This window comes from Trichocoleus sp. FACHB-6 (assembly GCF_014695815.1).
Taxonomy (GTDB): domain Bacteria; phylum Cyanobacteriota; class Cyanobacteriia; order Cyanobacteriales; family FACHB-T130; genus Funiculus; species Funiculus sociatus.
This window is the reverse complement of record NZ_JACJOY010000129.1, coordinates 1-14,047: the sequence shown is the minus strand read 5'-3', so window position 1 is coordinate 14,047 and position 14,047 is coordinate 1. Positions and strand designations below refer to the sequence as shown.

Genomic DNA, 14,047 nt, shown 5'->3' with positions numbered 1-14,047 from the left:
TGTGGGGTTGAAAAAGCCCAAGTGCGTTCTTCTCGTGCTCAACGCAATCACATTGGTTTGGCGATTCGAGCGTTTCTACGCCTGGAGATGCATTGGTTTAATACTGGCATTAGTTGGTATGAGTCCAAAGCCAGTATTGTTCGGGAGGCGGTGCGTTCCTACTTAGCGGCTCCTTGGCTGACTCTTGTACCAACTGCGTAACTCCTGACTATAATTGCTCTGAGCAAACCTATCAAAAAGCTCTTTTTCTTCTTCCCAGCCTCAGTCTGCGAATACCTACCAGGAGGCTCTGCCTCACTTCTAAATCTTAACCATTTAGGAAGGTACTGCCTCCCCGACGGGGTTTGTTGGCTAAGTTTGGAACCGAAGAAGTTGTAAGGTTTCATCGAAAAAATTATAAATTAAAAATAGATAAAGGTTTCAATTTTTAATTTTACCCTCTATTTCCACATCTACCAGGTGGCTACTGGTAGGCGTTCCCAGTATCTGACTGGGAACGAGAATATAATTTTAGTCTTTAACTGTATTTAACCAATCTTCCCCAATTCGCAGGGTTATATCAGATTCCAGATCCCCAATGGAAGCAGCCTCAATATGACCAACACCCAAAACTCTTTTCAAATCCGCTGCCTTCCTTAAGTCACCTTGCTGCACAATAATTTGAGTTTGACTTTCTTGGTCAGGCCAATCCTGCACGATATAAATATTAGTAAATCCCTTGTCAGCCAAATATTTAGCAAAGCGATTACTTACACCAGGCTCTCCGGTAGCATTTTGGATAGCGATTCTCAAATTACTCAGAGAACGACTTGTTTCCACTTCCGAAACAGTCGTTTGCTGGTCAAAATATTCGCGCACTATCCGGTCTTTACCCACTTCATCCAGAATCCAATAACTGGCAATGTACTCTTTAGGGTCGCTGAACCGACCGGGTAACAACACCATTTTGTAATCATCTTGCTCTAAGTTGATGCCAAAACTTGCCAGCGCCAGCATTTCCTCCAAGCTGAGATTAGTGTCAATGTACTTCCACATCACTTGGATGAGTTTAGGCAATTGTGCCAGCACAGTTGGATTAGTAAAACGCTGTCGCAACGCCTTCAGCAGCGCTTGCTGACGCTGTACTCGACCAATATCCCCATACTGATCCTGACGGAACCGGGCGAACTGTTGCGCTTGATCTCCATTCAGAGTTTGCCATCCTGGGGAAAGATCGATTTTAAGTTTTTGGGTTTTGTCTTCATAGGACATCTGGGTGGGAACAAATACTTCAACGCCACCCACTAAATTGACCAACTCCCCAAAAGCATCTGTAGTAACTCGCACGTAACGGTCAATCGGCACGTTGTTCAGGGTGCCACTAACAACTTTTGCAGCTAAAGCAGACCCTCCGTGTACGTTCGCTTGGTTGATTTTCTGCGCCCCAACGCCAGGAATTTCTACTCGCGTATCCCGTGGGATGGAAAGCATTTTTACAGAATGGTCTGTGGGGTCTAGGCGCAAAAGCAGCATTGTATCGCTGTTGCCTGTGAAAGCATCAGGTGAGTTATCTGGGGAGTCGTTGAGGCGGTCAATCCCCATGACGAGGATGTTTACAGGTCGCGCCAGACGATACTGAAAGCCTTTACCCCAGGTATCGTTTAGCGAGTTTTGTCCGGGAGCGTTAGAAGAGATAATCGGGGACAAAGGGGTAATTAGCGCCAAAGTTGCCCCAACTGTGGCAGAAACTGTTGCTGTGAGGACAACGGCACCTATCCATAACAACCGCCGCCCCAAGCCGCCTCTGTCAGACGGAACCTCTTCGGTAGCATCGCTATTCACATCTTCTGTATCGGGATATACTTGCTCGTTGTCAGAACCATTGGATGATTCTTGTCCGACACTTGTTTGAGGCTGTTTGATGCTTTCTTCCACTTTTACCTCGCGATCATAACCGCAGCCTAATCGTATCGTTCATGAGACTTGTATTCCAAGGTGAATTATAACTTCAGCTACTGGCTCCCTTAAAGGAAATGATCTTGTTTCTAGGGAAATGCTTTTTTTTGCTGACACATGACGACAAAGTTAATATAGTGCAGACAATAAATAGGCTGTAGCTAAAATGACTCAATCTTTGATACCTGTGATTCTAGCTGGTGGCAAAGGAGAACGCTTCTGGCCCCTGAGTCGCAAGCAGCGACCTAAGCAGTTTTTAAGTCTGGATGGTAGCGGCAAAAGTTTGTTGCAAGCTACAGCTGACCGTCTGCTGTCTCTGGCTGGCGGTTGGGAAAAGCTGTGGGTGTGTACTTCCAGCTTGTTAGCCGAAGGTGTGAAAGAACAACTTCCCCAGCTACCAGTAGAAAATTTGCTGGTTGAACCAGAAGGACGCGACACTGCGCCTGCTGTTGCTTGGACAACTCTGGAAATTGCTAAAGCTTATGGTGAGGACAGTATAGTAGGCTTTTTCCCGGCGGATCACTGGATTGCCGACGAGAAAGCTTTTCAGGAAACTCTGGAAGCTGGTGCAGCTTTAGCCGCAAAGCAGCCATCAATTGTAACTTTGGGAATTAAGCCGAATTATCCATCCACCGGCTATGGTTACATTGAGCAAGGGGAAGAAATTGGTAATTTTGGCGGATTTCCTGCTTACGCGGTGAGCAGATTTACAGAAAAGCCCGACCGCAAAACTGCTGAGGAGTTTCTGGCGACGGGTCGCTTTAGCTGGAACAGTGGGATGTTCATTTTCCAAGCTGGGGTGGTGCTAAAGGAGCTGCATACTTATGCGCCAGAAATCATCAGTCTTTTGGAAGAAAAAGGTGTAGCAGCTTACTCTGAGTTGCCGAAGAAGAGTATTGACTATGCGCTGATGGAGAAAACGCAACTGGCTTATGTGCTGCCAGTGTCTTTTGGGTGGGACGATTTGGGAGATTGGAACGCCATCGAACGGTTGCTGAAAGGGGATAAGCCCAACGTGGAACTGGCGACTCATGTAGGAATGGATACGCAGGGGGCGATTCTCTATGCTGAAGGTGAGGATGAGGTAATTGTGACGATTGGGATGGAGGATGTGGTGATTGTACGCGATCGCAATGTCACCCTGATTGTCAAAAAAGACCGCACCCAAGAAATCAAAAAGGTTCTTGAGTTGCTGCGAAGCAATCCCAAATTGGAAAAGCTGCTTTAAATCTATCCTCCAACGGAAGGCAGAAATTAGAACTATGAAGTATTAATAAGGATGGCAATTGCTAATCGCTAATTGTGTAAAAACCATTAGCGATTAGCGATTAGCCATGATTCCATTAGCTATCCTTCAAAACCCGTGTACTCCCTAACCCAAACCACTTCTCGCCAAAGAGAAATTCTTGAAGTCGTCTTTCGCAACGGCTGGGACTATATGCGACGGCTGTTGAGTGGCGGCAAACCTGATGAGCCGAAACTGCCGACACCAGCTGTACTCCGCAACATTTTAGTGGATTTGGGGCCCGTCTACGTCAAACTTGGACAACTGCTCTCAACGCGCCCAGACCTGCTATCGGCGGACTACATTAATGAACTGTCATTATTGCAAGACGATGTTCCGCCTGTGCCTTGGTCACAAATTGAAATCGTGATTCGGCAACAGTTATCGCGACCAATGGAGGAAGTTTTCGCCACTATCAATCCCCAAGCCGTTGCTGCTGGTTCAATTGCCCAAACTCATAAAGCAACTTTAGCCGATGGGCGAGATGTGGCGCTGAAGGTGCAGCGACCGGGAATTGATGTGGTAATCGCCCAAGATATCTCCTTAATTAAAGGCGTGGCAAGTTTAGTGACATTCACCGACTTGGGGCCAGACATAGATATTGTCGCCTTAGCTGATGAATTTTCTACGGCGTTGTTGGCCGAATTAGACTTTACTAAAGAAGCTGCAAACACTAATCAACTGCGACAAAATGTATCTAAAAGTCGTTGGTACGACCCCACACAAGTAGTAATTCCAGAGATTTACTGGGAGTTTACTACAGAAAAGTTATTGGTGATGGAATGGCTGGATGGCGTACCGCTTTTGTTGGCAGAGTTTAGGGAAGAAAGCAACGGTAAAACTGTCGATGTACGGCGGCGAGAAATTACCCGATTACTATGCCGCGTTTTCTTTCAACAGCTGTATATTGACGGCTTCTTTCACGCTGACCCGCATCCAGGCAACATTTTTTATCTTAAAGATGGTCGGGTGGCGCTGCTAGATTGCGGGATGGTGGGGCGACTAGACCCCCGCACTCAGCAAATTGTGACGGAGATGCTGTTAGCAATTGTCAATATTGATGCACGTCGATGCAGTCAATTAACGCTGCAATTGGCTGAGTCAGCTACTTTGACAAATGTGTCAAACTTGGAGAATGACTTTGAGAAGCTGCTGCGAAAATACTACAACCTCAACCTGTCACAAATAAACTTTAGTCAAGTATTTTATGAGGTGTTGCAAGTAGCCCGCGATAATAAAATCCGATTGCCTAGCAATATGGGGTTATACTCAAAAACTTTGGCAAATTTGGAGGGGACGGCGCGGCGATTTGACCCGGAGATGAATCTAATCGAGGAGATTAAACCTTTGATGACAGATTTGTTCCGTCGTCAGCTATTTGGAGACGAGCCGTTACAAGCTTTGCTGCAAACAGCTTTGGATGTTAAAAGTCTGTCTTTGGAATCTCCCCGTCAGGTTGAGTTGCTGTTAAATAGAATCACTTCTGAAACTTTGAAGTGGAATATAAAGACGCCAGACATCATTCCATTTCGTCGCAGTTTGGAGAATTCTGCTAACCGCCTTTCCTTCAGTGTTGTAGTGGGTTCTCTGATTATCGGGGCGGCGATTATTTCTAGCAACGCTCAAACAGGAGGTGGGCTATCTTTGTTAAGCAATGGTCTATTTGCTGCTGCTAGTTTCTTGGGGTTGTGGTTAGTTGTTAGTATTCTACGTTCTGGGCGTTTGAGGTAGTAGAAAAGTAGCGATCACTAAAATTTAAAATTGCACAAAATTGCACAAAAATCCGTTTTTGTCAATAAGTTGGGATGAAATCTAGGTAAGGTTTGAAGTAAGCGATAGCCTCTTCTTTTATCTCTCCCAAGTCGGCGGATCTTATATAATACCGTTGTTCAGTTGAATAACGGTAGCTTTGTATGACCTTCGGTAGCGTAAATCATCTGAGTTTGACGGTTAGCAGCATTGAAAAATCAGAACCTTTCTATGACTCTGTTTTGAGATTCATGGGCTATCAGCAGGTGGAGAAAACTGATGCTTTTACTATGTGGTGGTTAGAAAATGCTGGAGCAATTTTGATTTACTCAGCTAATCCTAACTCTGATAATAAAATTCACGATCGCTACTCGCCTGGATTGCACCATCTTGCCTTTAACGCCGACAGTCGCGAACAGGTAGACGATCTTTATAAATTGCTGGTAGAAATGGGTGCTACCATACTCGATTCGCCAGCGGAATACAACCAATATGCGCCTGGTTACTACGCCGTTTTCTTCGCAGATCCAGATGGAATTAAATTGGAATTAGTTCATATGCCTAATATTCCATAGGTAGCGATCGCTCTTTTTTTTGTCTTTTAACTTGACAAAATTCAATTTTGCCGCATTTCCTGGGCAGTAATGCCGGAAGCGGTGTTATTGGCGTATTGTATGTATTGCTCGATGTAGAAGTCTGCGGTGTGTTTGATACTTTGCACTAAGTCGCGATCGCTCATCACATCCCACCATTTCTGAAGCCGCACACATTCAGCAGGGAAGGCAAAACCGCGATAGTGTTCCAGTACACTCCAACGCTCAAACCAAGGGTAAAAGGCGATATCGACAAGAGTCAGGGATTCTCCAAACCAATAGGAACCGCTTGATATTTTGCCAATTCCTTCATTTTCCATAAACAGCAGATGATTGCGTAACGTTTCTGCTGATTCCTGTTGTTTCTCTGGTTCCTGGTTTAACAGTAATTTGTAGAAAGTAGGAACGAATTTGACATTAGCAAAATCAATCCAGATACGTGCGATCGCTCTTTCTCCCGGATCGTTTGGCATTAATGGCGGTTCGGGGAATACTTCATCCAGATACTCGTTGATGATAGTGGATTCCCAGACGCGATCGCTACCGTATTTAATTACTGGAACTTTGCCATAAGGCGAGACATCCGCGAACCACTCCGGCTTATTCTGCAAGTCAATCTCGGTCAGTTTAAAGTCTACACCTTTCTCCAGCAGCGCCAACCGCGTCCGATGAGCATAGGGACACACGCTTGCGCTATAGATTTCTACTTCAGCCATGACTTTATCCTTTGCTACTTATAGCTTGATTGTCACCTGTAAAAGTTGAGTTTGTGGGGAGGATGCGATCGCTCCTTTGAATTGGAGGTGTATACCCTAGAGCTTTATCCACTTTATGTAACATATATTATTTATTTTATGTTACAATTTCTCTAGCCAAGATACATCCAGTACCTGCTTATAAAATTATGCGGCTTAAATCCATCTTTGTTCGCTTCTACAAATCGTTCAATTACGACTATATTAGAAAGCTCGACCCCAGAGTAAAGCCTAAACCTTGGGAGATGATGGATGGGATGTGGTACCCGTATGTTCAAGTTCCGATTGATCCCAAAGTAACAACAATTGTAGGGGCAAATGAGTCTGGCAAGTCTCACCTGCTAAGTGCTATTGAAAAAGCAATCTCTGGTGAAAAAATTAAACGTGAAGACTTCTGCCGCTATTCACAATTTTTCACAGTTAAGCAGGGTGAGTTAAAGTTTCCTGATTTCGGCTCTGAATGGTCAGATTTATCTGAAGAAGACCAAAAAAAAGTTCGCTCTGTTTCTGAAATACCAGAAGCAACTATCTTTGATCGGTTTTTTATATTTAGGAATAACAAAGATTATTTGACTCTATATTTACCTGATACAGAAGATAAGTACACTGTCTACAAAGCAGGATACAATAAGAATAATGTAGAAAGTTTTCCTTCAATTCTACCACACCCCTTCAGGATTGAAGCAGATATTGCTCTTCCAGATAGTGTACCGATTAAAAAAATAATTGAGCGCATAAAAAAACCAGAGGGAACAAAAACAGAGGGAACAAAATATGAGTTTTTGGAACGATCTCAAAGAAAGAAAATTCGTGAACTGTTAGAGACTTTGCATAAAAACTCGGATTCGTTTATAAAACAACAATCATTAGTTAACCAGGTAGATTCTGAATTTAGTAAAACTATAACATCACTCATTACTGCTTTAAAAAGCTCTGCAATGAGTGAGCAAGAGTCTGAGAAACGAGAAAAAGAATTTGACCTAGCTTACAAACTAATTTGTAAAGTTGCCAAAGTTGACACTGAGGTTCTGTCTAATCTTGCTGATTCCATGCTGGAGGGAAAAGGGGGATATACTGAGGGTCTTTTGAAAATGATCAATAATCACCTAGCAGAAAGCCTTAACTTTCCTAGTTGGTGGGTTCAAGACCGTCAGTTCTGCTTGCTATTGTCAGCTAGAGATCATGACCTAGTTTTCACAATCCGTGACCGAACTGGAACTCAGTATTCATTTGCAGAACGTAGCAGCGGACTCAAATATTTTCTGAGCTACTACATTCAGTATCGTGCTCATGAGCCACATGACACAACTCCTGAAATCCTTTTGATGGATGAACCAGATGCTTACTTATCTAGTCAAGCTCAACAGGATCTGTTGAAAATATTTGAGGCTTTCGCAAATCCTCAAGATGCTAGGCATCCAGTTCAGGTAGTCTATGTTACTCACTCTCCTTTTCTGATTGATAAGAATCACTCTGAACGGATCAGAGTTCTAGAGAAAGGTGTGGAGGAAGAGGGAACAAGGGTTGTTAAAGATGCCGCAAAAAATCACTACGAGCCGCTCAGATCGGCTTTTGGGGCTTTTGTAGGAGAAACAGCGTTTATCGGCAACTGTAACTTAATGGTAGAAGGTCCTGCTGACCAGATACTAATTGCGGGAGCGGCAACATACCTGCGCTCTCGCAATGTATCCAAACGAGAAATGTTGGATTTAAACAATATCACCATTGTTCCTGCGGGGGGAGCACCTCACATACCTTATTTGGTGTATCTGGCTCGTGGACGGGATGTTGTCCAGCCAGCGGTAATTGTTCTGCTGGACAGTGATCAAGGTGGCAATGACGCGAAGAAAAATTTGAATAGAGGTGGTCCAAAGAGGAAGCAGTTACTAAAGGAAAATTTTATCCTTCAGATTGGTGATTTGGCTGGTGAAGCTGAGCTGAGTCTTCCTAAAGGCATTGAACCGATAGAAATAGAAGACCTTATCCCATTACCAATTTGTGTGAGGGCGGCTGGCATCTATGCACGAGAAGTGTGCGGAGCCACTGATAGTGATGTTGCTGCAATTACAGAGGATGCCATATTAAAAAAATTGACAGATGGTAAGACTGTTTTTGAAGCGATAGAAGCTTGCTTTGAAGAGCTTTCTAAGGATGGACTTCATATTGAAAAAGTTGGATTTGCCAGAAGCGTAATCGGGACAATTACTAAACTGTCTAAAGAGGAAACTTCTCGTAAAACAAATTTTACTAACGGTCTTAATAAATTTGAGGAGAACTTCAAAATTATATTCCGCCGTATCGACAGAATGAAGCGGGATGCCGAGCGGGAGCGTACAGACGAACGTGTTTCCCAGAAGATTGATCGTCTTAAAGAGAACTTTCTTAAGGATCACCCAGTATGTGCAAACCGTGAAGATGCAATAGTTCTTCTTGAAGACATAGAATCGATGTTAGATGACAGTTTTGAGTGTGATGCCATTAAGTTAAAAATTCAAAATCTTCGCCGCGATTATAAACTTGAGGCTGATATGGTCAAACCGGTTGATAACTATGAGAAGTTCAAAGAAGGTCTAGAACAAATTAAGTACGCAGGACGAATTGCTAGCCAGGAAAGTCAAGAAGAAGAATGAATTAGTCTACTTTAAAGTCTACAAAAGCTGAGCGGGTTTGCTTGTGTCCAATGCCAATTTATTTTCATACTATTGGCAGAATATTTTCCTGAGTGTCTTGGGGGCTTGAATAGAGAGAGTAGTGCGATCGCTCTTTCTCCCCGATTCGCTTGGCATTAATGGCGGTTCGGGGAATACTTCATCTAGATACTCGTTGATGATAGTGGACTCCCAGACGCGATCGCTACCGTTGCTGGTTACGGCTTGATTTTTACTATGAGTCACTGACTTAAGCCTGAACCTCGTAGGCTCGATTTCGTTCGACGAACCCAGCTAAACCCTTTGAAATGTTGGGTAACGCTTAGTCGCATGGAACAAACCTACAAATTCTCGCATTTCTCTTCATGTCAGTGCCATTCATCTATAAACGCTCATGGCTACAAACGGCTTAATACACAGCATAGCTGGTTGCTTTTATCTATAAATATTCAGTAAAGATTGCCCATATAAAAATGAAGATTTAGTAAAGATACCCGTTTTATTAAAAGTAGTTTCGCTTTACTAAGTTTAGTCTATATCTATCAGCTTTTGCTAATAACTTATAGCAGTTATTGAAACAGTCAGCCCTTTGATAGAAGTAACAATACGCTCTTGAGATAGAGCCGTTACTGCCTCCTCAAAAGTTATTCTGAAAATAATTCAAGCATAAGTAGCGAATCAAACTACAACAAAGCTAAGAATTCTTTTTTGAAAGAAAGCGCGTCACATCGACAGATTTTCAAACTTTTAATTTATCTACATTTTTTTGGGAGTTTATCAACAGCTATGGCTAATCAAAATGACCGCCAAACTTATAACCGTGAAGTTCGTCAGGATTCTTACAATGACGCTAACGGTCATACTCACACCAACGTAACGCGAACAGAAGAAACGGTTAATAATGGTGTTGTTAAGTCTAACTCTGACTCCTACCGGGATGGTTACGTTAACGGTCGAGTCTCTGAGCGCAGCTACCAAGAAGAGAATTTAGCTGTTCGGGATAACAATAATGCCGCGAGTGGCTTAGTAATTGGCTTGCTCCTGACTTCGCTGGTGGGCTTGGCGGCTGGTACTTGGTTCTTTTTAAACCAACGGAATGAGGCACCCGCTCCGGTTATCCCAAATATTGTGGTTCCTCAACAACCAGATGCCAAGCCAGCTCCTGAAGCAAAGCCAGCTCCTGAAGCGAAACAAGCTCCTAAAAAAGAAACCACAATCATTGAAAGAACTAGGGATGTTCTGGTTCCAGTTCCTCAAAAGCAAGCTCCGGCACCTCAACCAGCAGCACCAGCACCAGACATCAACATTACTGTTCCCAGTTCTGAGCCAAAACAGCCTGCGGCTCAAGAAGCACCTTCTACGGAAACTGCTCCCATACAGTCCGAAAGTAAGAGCGATCGCACTCCCGATCAAGGGGAATCAACTGAAACAGGTACAACATCTAGCAGCAGCCCACAAAACGCTGGTGCCGATAGTCCAGATGGTTCCGCTCAGTAACAGCCATAAACCATAAACAAAGTGCGATCGTCCCACTTCCAGAGTTAACAGTTTCATAGAATATAGCCTCAAAGTGGATGGCTTTGAGGCTATATTCTATATCTGGTAAAATACCCACCTAAAGAATGACAATCAGCTTTACTGCCCGCCCCTCACATAGTTGATGAACCTGGGGGAGAGTTTTACTGGTGGGTTATTTCTGCCGAGCTGGTCTAGTTCCGAGGTGAAGTAAGCTGCTGTTGAGTGCAAGCACTTTCTAGAAAGCTTGAAACCAATACTTCTAGCTGGTTGCGTGACAATTCGTTGCGACCATCAACAATTTGACAAATAGGCAAATAAATATGTATTTAACATACGCAACAGGGGGAAACAGGCTAAAATCTTAATCTAAATTTTTTCCCAGAGGTCTATGAATAACTCCTCTAACTTCGCAATGCCAAACGCTGGGGAATGGAAGTTTTTGTTGAGCTGGATTGCTTTATCTACTATAGGTAGTTTGCTTGGGATTATTGCTGGCTTTTTTGTAACACTTTTGACTGGAGGTTTTACCGCCAATGGATTTCCCCTTGGCTGGACTGTTGTCTGGGCTATTTTGGGGTTCTTTCAATGGTTGTTGCTGAAGGGGCGAATTAAGAGATCGAGTTTGTGGATTGCAGCGTCTGCTATAGGCGGGGCTGTAGCCTTACTAGTATGTGTGCTAACGAGTTACTCTATATCTACAAACGCACTATCTGATTTTTTTTATAACTTTTTATCATTTGAGCCAAGTAATGATAATAAGCTTTTTAGCTTATTTAAGATAGGTGCAATAAATGAAGCAATTGTTGGAACTGCACAATGGTTTTTGCTGAAGCGGCAGATTTCGAGAGCGGGTTGGTGGATTCCAGTTTCTGCTTTAGGCGGGGCAATGATTCTACCTCCGATTAGTGCTGCGATTAAAGGTTTAGCTTTGGTTTTGATGTTTCGGCAGACAACATCAAAACCAGATAGCTATATTCAAGAATGACAAATCATTCGCTAACGCGCAGCCTTGGTTACGCTACTCCAACTAACTTAGCGCTCAGATCCCACAGCTTTTGAGCTTTGTTATCATCGCTGGCTTCGTCAGAAACCTCTTGCACAAAAGACTGACGACCTGGTTTCTGGCGATTTCCCCAACTCCAATACATCCCGGATTCCTTGTATTCAGGATCGGCAACAATAGCTGCAACCCTTTCCCCTGCCAACTCCTGAGACACGTATCCCCCGGTAATGTTCTTTTGGAACAGCGGGAAGATTTTCCGAAATAGAGGGTAGTGGTTGCGGAATAGGGGCGTATCTGCAACGCATCCCGGATAGAGAGAGTTAAAGGTAATGCCTGTTGCAGAGTGATAGCGCCGATGCAGTTCCCGCATAGTTAAAACATTGCACAGTTTGCTATCTTTGTAAGCTTTGCCGGGTTTAAACTTCTTGCCGTTAATCATGGCAATCGGTTCTTTAAAACCTGCTTCAAAGCCTTGGAGATTCCCTAAATCTGGAGGCGCTGGAATCGGAATCTTACCTCCCAACTCCTTCGGATTTGCCGTCACAGTTCCCAAAATCACGAGTCTGCGATCTGGATAAGAGGACTTTTTCAGATCCTCCAACATCAGGTTGCACAGCAGGAAATGACCCAGGTGATTCGTCGCCACACTCAGTTCATAACCTTCTGCGCTCCGCATAGGTTCTTTTAATAAAGGTAGATAAACTGCGGCATTGCACACCAAAGCGTCCAAGGACTTGCCGCTGGCTCTGAAGTTATTCACGAACTGGCGAACGCTCTCCAAAGAGGCTAGGTCGATCTGCATGAGGGTGTAGCTCTCTTGGGGAATTTCCGCCGTTTCAGCAGCTTTTTTCCCCTTCTCCAAATCCCGACAAGCCATCACTACGTGCCATCCCCTTTTGGCAAGCGCTTTTGCACCGTACAAACCAACCCCTGAGGAGGCACCCGTGATTACAACCGTTGGTTTACGATTCTGTTCCATTGTGTTTAGACTCCGTTGACCGCCGTTAACTGTCTCTAGGATCTAGGATTTTACACCACTGGGTCATCAGCTCTTAGTTTTTGAGGGGTATCTCGAAAAGACATCTACCGTGATTAGCATAAATACTGTAACCATCTACAAATTGAAGGGCTGGCTCTCCTTCCGCATGAAGTAAATTTTCTTCATCAAAAGATAGTTTGCAAGGGCGATCGCAGACAATACAAACTTTTTCGTATAGAAACAAAAAACCACAATTTTGAATTAGCTGTTGAACAACTTGCCATTTCTTGCTGTCATGATGCAACTTAAGAACTGAAATACAGAAATCGAACATACATCCCCAACTCGCCCACTCCGCTGGTCTATCGAGACAATATATAAACTTGGAAACACAAGTAAATTCCAGTTCAGGATTGAATCTCTCAAGCTCGGCGAATAATTGGCTCTCTAAACACCTCATTATCGTGTGCGGAAAGTAGCAAACTTGAGGCTTATCTTGTGTTGAATAGTATAGAAAATCAGAGTGTAGGGTTTGATTTCGCAATCTAATAAAAAACGCTTTTCAATCTCTTGTTTAAAGCCGCTTTGGAGATGCTCAAACACTCTTTTTAAAAATTTGATTTTAATACTACGACCTAGATAACGCAGAACATCTTCACTCTGAGCAACTTCTTGAATTGCTGCCAGAGGATTGTTATAGAACAAGATTTTAGGTTTTGGATAATCACTAATAAGGTAAGCTGCGGTGATTGCTTCGGTGACTTGATCGCGCTCGGTTAGGTCTACCAAGTTCTGGATCGAGCGCCACTTTTCTCGATACGTGGGGATCAGTGCTTCTTGTTCATCAGTTAAGTTTACAACAATCTTACGACTTACCATATTCTCCTGGTTCCAAAAGCAGGATGTCTTCTTCCTTAGCTAATTCTAAAACAAGAAACTGCCTGAATTTGAGTTTGTTTGCACGAGACAGGCTCCGTAAGGTGGGGAGTAGTTTTGCTATATTCATGGCAACTACAACAAAAATAATCTAGTGCTTTTATTTTTCCAATTTGAGCAGTGATTTGCGGCGACATCTTCAAAGCGGCGATCGCCTATCAAGGTAGCACTAGAATACTTCCTGGCTCACGATACCTAAACTGGCTAATCGTAGTGTAATTATCCGGCAAGAGCTGTAGGCAGTACAGTGCTTAGAAATATTGGCTCCAACTGCTTTTAAGGACGCAGGCCATGTTTAAAAATGAACAGGCAAAGTATCTGCTAGAGTGCCATCACAATCAAAAATCAACGCTTCGTAACGTAGAGTTGCTGCAATTGAAGATGAAACCATAATTTAATAATGTTTGCTTACATTCATAATAGTGAAGGCCTGTTAGTTACTGATACTCCATCTAGGTGAGCGATCTCCAGTCCTTCTGTCGTCCGCTACACCCTGCCAAACCGAAAACTTTTCGATCTACTGATTCTGGCTTAGAGGATGTTTTAAAAGTCGGTTAGATAGCAAAAAAGCTCACTCAGTGTAAGCTGCGAATATGTAGTACACAGCACTGAGAGAGCGTTATGAGTAAAGCTTACCCCAGTAATT

The 14,047-nt window shown here is 43.5% G+C and carries 12 protein-coding genes and 1 pseudogene; 7 read left to right on the top strand and 6 right to left on the bottom strand.

Features of this window, described 5'->3' with window-relative positions; all coding sequences use genetic code 11:
* Window positions 1-201 (top strand): annotated as a pseudogene (locus tag H6F66_RS26925) (IS701 family transposase); the annotation flags it as partial.
* 309 nt (window positions 202-510) lie between these two features.
* Here H6F66_RS26925 and H6F66_RS26920 read toward each other — a convergent pair.
* Window positions 511-1,914, bottom strand: coding sequence for an LCP family protein (locus H6F66_RS26920; protein ID WP_190428158.1), 1,404 nt, complete (start codon window positions 1,912-1,914; stop codon window positions 511-513).
* A 187-nt stretch (window positions 1,915-2,101) separates the two neighbouring features.
* On the opposite strand from H6F66_RS26920, the gene H6F66_RS26915 reads away from it, so the two are divergent.
* From H6F66_RS26915 to H6F66_RS26905, 3 genes are all read left to right on the top strand, one after another.
* On the top strand, window positions 2,102-3,163 hold the full coding sequence (locus H6F66_RS26915) for a mannose-1-phosphate guanylyltransferase (protein ID WP_190428156.1): 1,062 nt from the start codon (window positions 2,102-2,104) through the stop codon (window positions 3,161-3,163).
* Between the two features lie 135 nt (window positions 3,164-3,298).
* The gene (locus H6F66_RS26910) at window positions 3,299-4,951 is read left to right on the top strand and encodes an AarF/ABC1/UbiB kinase family protein (RefSeq protein ID WP_347269433.1); all 1,653 of its coding nucleotides are present in this window, start codon (window positions 3,299-3,301) and stop codon (window positions 4,949-4,951) included.
* A 182-nt stretch (window positions 4,952-5,133) separates the two neighbouring features.
* Window positions 5,134-5,544 carry a VOC family protein gene (locus tag H6F66_RS26905; RefSeq protein ID WP_190428154.1) on the top strand — a complete coding sequence of 137 codons (411 nt, stop codon included), beginning with the start codon at window positions 5,134-5,136 and terminating at the stop codon, window positions 5,542-5,544.
* A gap of 41 nt (window positions 5,545-5,585) precedes the next feature.
* Here the strand turns inward: H6F66_RS26905 and H6F66_RS26900 are convergent, their stop codons facing one another.
* Complete coding sequence (locus tag H6F66_RS26900; protein WP_190428152.1) at window positions 5,586-6,278, bottom strand: glutathione S-transferase family protein; 693 nt, start codon at window positions 6,276-6,278, stop codon at window positions 5,586-5,588.
* Window positions 6,279-6,562: 284 nt separating this feature from the next.
* Here H6F66_RS26900 and H6F66_RS26895 point away from each other — a divergent pair, with 284 nt between their 5' ends.
* Window positions 6,563-8,947, top strand: coding sequence for an AAA family ATPase (locus tag H6F66_RS26895; protein ID WP_206755814.1), 2,385 nt, complete (start codon window positions 6,563-6,565; stop codon window positions 8,945-8,947).
* Between the two features lie 69 nt (window positions 8,948-9,016).
* Here H6F66_RS26895 and H6F66_RS27935 read toward each other — a convergent pair whose 3' ends face one another.
* On the bottom strand, window positions 9,017-9,211 hold the full coding sequence (locus tag H6F66_RS27935) for a hypothetical protein (protein WP_199295078.1): 195 nt from the start codon (window positions 9,209-9,211) through the stop codon (window positions 9,017-9,019).
* A gap of 540 nt (window positions 9,212-9,751) precedes the next feature.
* Between H6F66_RS27935 and H6F66_RS26885 the strand changes: the two genes are divergently transcribed.
* Both H6F66_RS26885 and H6F66_RS26880 read left to right on the top strand, forming a co-directional pair.
* Complete coding sequence (locus H6F66_RS26885) at window positions 9,752-10,462, top strand: hypothetical protein (protein WP_190428148.1); 711 nt, start codon at window positions 9,752-9,754, stop codon at window positions 10,460-10,462.
* A 409-nt stretch (window positions 10,463-10,871) separates the two neighbouring features.
* The gene (locus tag H6F66_RS26880) at window positions 10,872-11,468 is read left to right on the top strand and encodes a hypothetical protein (RefSeq protein WP_190428145.1); all 597 of its coding nucleotides are present in this window, start codon (window positions 10,872-10,874) and stop codon (window positions 11,466-11,468) included.
* A gap of 28 nt (window positions 11,469-11,496) precedes the next feature.
* Here the strand turns inward: H6F66_RS26880 and H6F66_RS26875 are convergent, their stop codons facing one another.
* From H6F66_RS26875 to H6F66_RS26865, 3 genes are all read right to left on the bottom strand, one after another.
* Window positions 11,497-12,465 (bottom strand): protochlorophyllide reductase, encoded by a 969-nt coding sequence (locus tag H6F66_RS26875; protein WP_190428143.1) that lies wholly within the window; start codon window positions 12,463-12,465, stop codon window positions 11,497-11,499.
* 73 nt (window positions 12,466-12,538) lie between these two features.
* The gene (locus tag H6F66_RS29630) at window positions 12,539-12,799 is read right to left on the bottom strand and encodes a DUF6745 domain-containing protein (protein ID WP_190428141.1); all 261 of its coding nucleotides are present in this window, start codon (window positions 12,797-12,799) and stop codon (window positions 12,539-12,541) included.
* A 125-nt stretch (window positions 12,800-12,924) separates the two neighbouring features.
* Window positions 12,925-13,344 (bottom strand): hypothetical protein, encoded by a 420-nt coding sequence (locus tag H6F66_RS26865; protein WP_190428139.1) that lies wholly within the window; start codon window positions 13,342-13,344, stop codon window positions 12,925-12,927.
* Window positions 13,345-14,047: the final 703 nt, after the last annotated feature.